This window comes from Porphyrobacter sp. AAP82, from assembly GCF_000331285.1.
Lineage (GTDB): Bacteria > Pseudomonadota > Alphaproteobacteria > Sphingomonadales > Sphingomonadaceae > Erythrobacter.
Genome location: NZ_ANFX01000046.1, coordinates 1 through 4,743, shown reverse-complemented (window position 1 = coordinate 4,743; position 4,743 = coordinate 1). Strand labels below are relative to the sequence as shown.

At 68.1% G+C, this 4,743-nt stretch carries 5 protein-coding genes; 3 read left to right on the top strand and 2 right to left on the bottom strand.

The annotated features are described in order from the left end of the window. Positions 1 to 82: 82 nt before the first annotated feature. A complete protein-coding gene (locus D620_RS0113660) occupies positions 83 to 544 on the bottom strand; it encodes a DUF1465 family protein (protein WP_017666380.1) in 462 nt (153 codons plus the stop codon). A 257-nt stretch (positions 545 to 801) separates the two neighbouring features. Then, complete coding sequence (locus tag D620_RS0113655) at positions 802 to 1,011, bottom strand: DUF465 domain-containing protein (RefSeq protein WP_017666379.1); 210 nt, start codon at positions 1,009 to 1,011, stop codon at positions 802 to 804. Positions 1,012 to 1,266: 255 nt separating this feature from the next. Here D620_RS0113655 and D620_RS16115 point away from each other — a divergent pair, with 255 nt between their 5' ends. The 3 genes from D620_RS16115 to D620_RS15430 all read left to right on the top strand — a co-directional run. After that, the gene (locus D620_RS16115; RefSeq protein WP_017666378.1) at positions 1,267 to 1,434 is read left to right on the top strand and encodes a DUF465 domain-containing protein; all 168 of its coding nucleotides are present in this window, start codon (positions 1,267 to 1,269) and stop codon (positions 1,432 to 1,434) included. 83 nt (positions 1,435 to 1,517) lie between these two features. Continuing rightward, positions 1,518 to 3,788: a phosphoenolpyruvate--protein phosphotransferase gene (ptsP, locus tag D620_RS0113645; protein WP_017666377.1), complete on the top strand. Its 2,271-nt coding sequence runs from the start codon at positions 1,518 to 1,520 to the stop codon at positions 3,786 to 3,788. A 156-nt stretch (positions 3,789 to 3,944) separates the two neighbouring features. Then, positions 3,945 to 4,743, top strand: a 799-nt coding sequence (locus D620_RS15430; protein WP_017666376.1) for a helix-turn-helix domain-containing protein, incomplete at its 3' end; no start/stop codon positions are given.

Below are 4,743 nucleotides of genomic sequence, written 5' to 3'. Positions count from 1 at the left end.
CCCGGCCACCATAACATAGTGGTACTATTGGTGGCCGGGTGGGGAGGCGGGGCGGGAGGTCTGCGCCACCGAAGGTGGCCGCCTAACCCAGTCTTCCCAGTTCCCGCCCGATCCGGTCCTGGAAGGCGCGCGCGGGGGAGGCCATCTCGAACCGGCCGCGCCAGGCATCGTCCAGCCGGGCGATGCGCTGGTGGAGCCTTTCGGTATCGGCGATCAGTTCGCGGGTCTCGGGCTCGAGCAGCGCGAGCTGGCCCGCGTCCGAGGCGCGGTCGGCCGGCAGCGCGCCGTGGAGGCGCACCTGCGTCTCGGAAAGCTCGCCCGAGAACAGCGCGCGCTGGTTGAGCAGCCAGGCAAGGACATGCATCATCCGCGTGGTGGTCTTCAATCCCTCGGTCGACAGCGCGAGGCGCACGAAGGCGTCCTCCCCCGTCAGCGGCTCGCGCACGCCGGCGGCAAACACGGCGCGCACTTCGTCGGCAAGGACGAGCGCTTCGGTGTAGAGCGCCTCGATGATCGGGCGCGAAAGATTGGTGGTGCGAACCATGGGGCAGGACCCTACGCCGGTGCGGGGCGGGCCGCCATATCCCTCATGGTTACTTTCCAAGCAATTTTCGCCTCCGTCCCTTCCGGGAACAGGTTTTGCCGGTGTGGTAAGGATGTTTGATCGCACTGGCGCGCGATGCAGACCTCCCGCCCCGCCCCGCCTCCCCACCCGGCCACCATAACATCGTGGTATTATTGGTGGCCGGGTGGGGAGGCGGGGCGGGGGGTCTGCGTTCGCGCCAGCGAACCGCAAACAAATCACGCGATGATATCGGGCAGCAGCGTGTCCTCGATGATCGCGATCTGGTCCTTGAGGCGCAGCTTGCGTTTTTTCAGCCGCGCGATCTGGAGCATGTCGGCCGACGCCGAGCCGCGCGCCGCTTCGGTCAGCGCGGCGATCGCGGCGTCAAGGTCGCGGTGCTCGGTCTTGAGCAATTCGAGCTTTTTCCTGAGCTCCTGCTCGGTCATCTTTCGCCCCTGATCACTTCCCGCTCCCGCGCGGTCTTCCGGCTTACCGGAATGCTGCGCCCCGCTACGCGTTCCCGCAAGCTTTGGGTAGAGGCTTCGCGTCTGCGCTCCACCGCCCCGGGGTTGCGGCGTAAGGATTCATCAGGGCTTTGCAAGCTAGCCTTCCTGTGGTTCTTTCGAACCTGCGGCCCGGCCGCCCAGCGTGCCGAGTCGCCTGCCCGGGGGCATCCCCCCGCTACGACAGGAGAACGCAATATGGCATCGACCGCAGTGTCCTCGCACCTCACCGCCCTCCAGACCAAGCACGCCGGCCTCGAAGCCCGCATCCGCGCGGAACTGGCCCGGCCCGTGCCCGACACCGCGACGATCCAGCTCCTCAAGAAGCAGAAGCTGCGATTGAAAGAGGAAATCGCCGGCGTCTGATCCGCCCGCAAGGAGCATCGGCGGGGTCGGGAGCGAATGCCGCTTTTGCATTTGCCGCGCGGACGGAATACATCCGTCCGGACATGACCGCCGCCGCCGCCGCCCGCCAGATCCTGCTCCGCCTCACCGAGGTCATGGCCTCGCGCCTGCACGCGCAGACCAAGCTAGACCAGGTCGTCGAGATCATCGGCGAATGCCTGTCGAGCGAGGTCTGCTCGATCTACCTGCTGCGCGAGGGGATGCTCGAACTCTTCGCCACCCGCGGCCTCAACCAGAGCGCGGTGCACGTCACCCGCATGGCGATCGGCGAGGGGCTGACCGGCGCGATCGCCCAGAAGGTCGAGACGTTGAACCTTGCCGAAGCCAAGGCCCACCCCGACTTCCAGTACCGCCCCGAAACCGGCGAGGACAAGTTCCACTCCTTCGCCGGCGTCCCGATCGTCTACCGCGAGCGCGCGGTGGGCGTATTGTGCGTCCAGCATGTCGAGCCGCGCCGCTATGAGGAGGTCGAGATCGAGGCGCTCCAGACCACCGCGATGGTCCTCTCCGAACTGATCGCCAATGCCGAACTGGTCGACGAGGAAGAGGCGCGCGGCCTTACCGCCGAACAGTCGGGGCCGCAGACGCTCACCGGGCTCACGCTGGTCAAGGGCCTGGGCGCGGGGGTGGCCGTCTACCACCAGCCGCGCGTCGAGATCACCCAGGTCATGGCCGAGGACATCGAGGCCGAGCGCCAGCGCGTCTACCGCGCCTTCGACCGGATGCGCGAGCAGATCGACAGCCTCGCCAGCCAGGCCGAATTCGGCGTCGGCGGCGAACACGAGGAGGTGCTCGAGACCTACAAGATGTTCGCCTATGACGAGGGCTGGTCGCGGCGCATCAACGAGGCGATCGACTCTGGCCTCACCGCCGAGGCCGCGATCGAGCGCGTCCAGCAGCACACAAGGATGCGGATGCGCGAGATCGACGATCCGCTGCTCGCCGACCGCATGCACGACCTTGAAGACCTCGCCAACCGCCTGCTGCGGATCGTGGCGGGGCAGGTCGGCACTGCGGCCAGCCAAGGCCTGCGCAAGGATGCGATCCTGATCGCCCGCAACCTCGGCCCGGCGGAACTGCTCGAATATGACAAGCGGCGGCTGAAGGGCGTGATCCTCGAGGAAGGCTCGCTCACCGCCCACGTGGTGATCGTCGCGCGCGCCATGAACGTCCCCGTCATCGGTCGCACGAAAGGCGTGCGCACCACGATCCGCGAGGGTGACGAGATCCTGCTCGATGCGAGCGCGGGCAATGCCATCGTGCGCCCCCTGCCGCAGGTTGCCGATGCCTTCCAGGCGCGCTTTGCCAAGAGCCGCGAAAAACAGGCGGCCTATGCCTCGCTGCGCGATGTCGAGCCCTTCACCCGCTGCGGCACCCGCATCCAGGTGATGATGAATGCAGGGCTCAGGGACGATATGAGCGCGCTGGGCCTCACCGGCGCGGACGGCGTCGGGCTGTTCCGCACCGAGTTCCAGTTTCTCGTTTCGGCGACCCTGCCCCAGCGCGAGCGCCAGACGCGGCTCTACCGCGACGTGCTCGACGCGGCGGGCGACAAGCCGGTGATCTTCCGCACCGTCGACATCGGCGGCGACAAGTCGGTGCCCTATCTCGCCAGCGAGATCGCCGCGCAGGACGAGAACCCGGCGATGGGCTGGCGGGCGCTGCGCCTTGCATTGGAACGCGAAGGGTTGATGAAGATCCAGGCGCGCGCGCTGCTCGAGGCGGCGGCGGGGCGCTCGCTCTATGTGATGTTCCCGATGGTTTCCGAGCCGTGGGAATTCGATGCCGCCAAGCAGGTCTTCGACGAACAGCTCGCTTTCCTGCGCGCGCAGAAGAAGCTGCTGCCCGAGAAGATCAATTTCGGCGCGATGCTGGAAGTGCCGGCATTGGCCGAAGTGCTCGACATGCTGCTGCCGCGCCTCAGTTTCCTGTCGATCGGCACCAATGACCTGACGCAATTCCTGTTCGCCGCCGACCGCGCCAATCCCAAGCTCGCCGAACGCTACGACTGGCTCAGCCCGTCGATCCTCAGGTTCCTGCGCCGCGTGATGCGCAGCAGCGTCGGCAGCGGGGTCGATATCGGCGTGTGCGGCGAGATGGGCGGGCGCAGGCTCGAAGCGCTGGCGCTGCTCGGCATCGGCTATCGGCGGCTCTCGATCACGCCGGCCGCCGTCGGCCCGATCAAGGAACTGGTGCGCAAGGTCGATCTTGCCGAGCTGACCGCGGCGATGAACGGCTGGCTGCTCAGCCCCGCGGGGTCCCTGCGCGACGAGCTTGCCGCATGGGCGGCGGCGCGCGATATCGAACATGATTGAGCGCAGCCATGCGGAGAAACGTGGCCACCGCGCGGCGGCGTGTTATGGCGAAGCTTGACAGGACGCGCCCGAGCGGGTGATTCCCGCCTTGCACAAACACACATCACTCTCATTCACTAGAACGCCTCGGCAAAGAAGGCGCGGGACCCGGGTCACATGGACAGCGAAGATACCAGCAGCGCCCCCGAGGCGCCCCAGACCGCCATCGCCGGCCCGGGCGCGACCTTGCGCGCCGCGCGCGAGGCCAAGCGGCTCGAACTGGCGCATATCGCCGCCGAAACCCGCATTCCGTTGCGCCATCTCGAAGCGATCGAGGCCGGGAATTTCGAAAGCCTGCCCTCGCGCACCTATGCGATCGGCTTTGCCCGCACCTATGCCAAGGCGGTGGGGATCGACGATGCGGCGATCGCCGAGGCGGTGCGCGCCGAACTGGCGGATGGCTCGATGCGCCGCACCGTGCCCTCGGCGCCGATGGAGCCGGGCGATCCGGCGCGCCTGCCCTCGGCGGGGCTCGCCTGGGCGGCGGCGGGCGCGGTGCTGATCCTGGCGCTGGGCATCTATGCCTTTGCGGGGAGCTATTTCGGCGCGGGTACCGGACCGCAATCGCTGCTGTCGCCCGATCCTGCGCCCGGCGCCAGTGCCTCGCCGGGGCCTGCCGCGCCCGCGCCTTCCGCCGTGCCGAGCGGGCCGGTGGTGCTCACCGCGCTGGAAGAGGGCATCTGGGTGCGCCTTTTTGAAGAGGGCGGCGAACGCCTGACCGAGCGCACTCTCAAACTGGGCGAGACGATCGAGGTGCCGGTGGCTGCCAGGGACCCGCGCATCAACACCGGGCGGCCCGATGCGCTGTCGGTGACGATCGGCGGGCAGCCGGTGGCCAAGCTCTCCGAAACCCCGGTGACGGTTTCGGGCCTGCCGGTCTCGGCCGCAGCGCTTGCCGCGCGCGGGACGGCGACGC

Bases quoted from the DNA above. Each gene is read 5' to 3' on its own strand.
- D620_RS0113660 (WP_017666380.1), bottom strand. From the start codon at position 544: ATGGTTCGCACCACCAATCTTTCGCGCCCGATCATCGAGGCGCTCTAC.
- D620_RS0113655 (WP_017666379.1), bottom strand. From the start codon at position 1,011: ATGACCGAGCAGGAGCTCAGGAAAAAGCTCGAATTGCTCAAGACCGAG.
- D620_RS16115 (WP_017666378.1), top strand. From the start codon at position 1,267: ATGGCATCGACCGCAGTGTCCTCGCACCTCACCGCCCTCCAGACCAAG.
- ptsP (WP_017666377.1), top strand. From the start codon at position 1,518: ATGACCGCCGCCGCCGCCGCCCGCCAGATCCTGCTCCGCCTCACCGAG.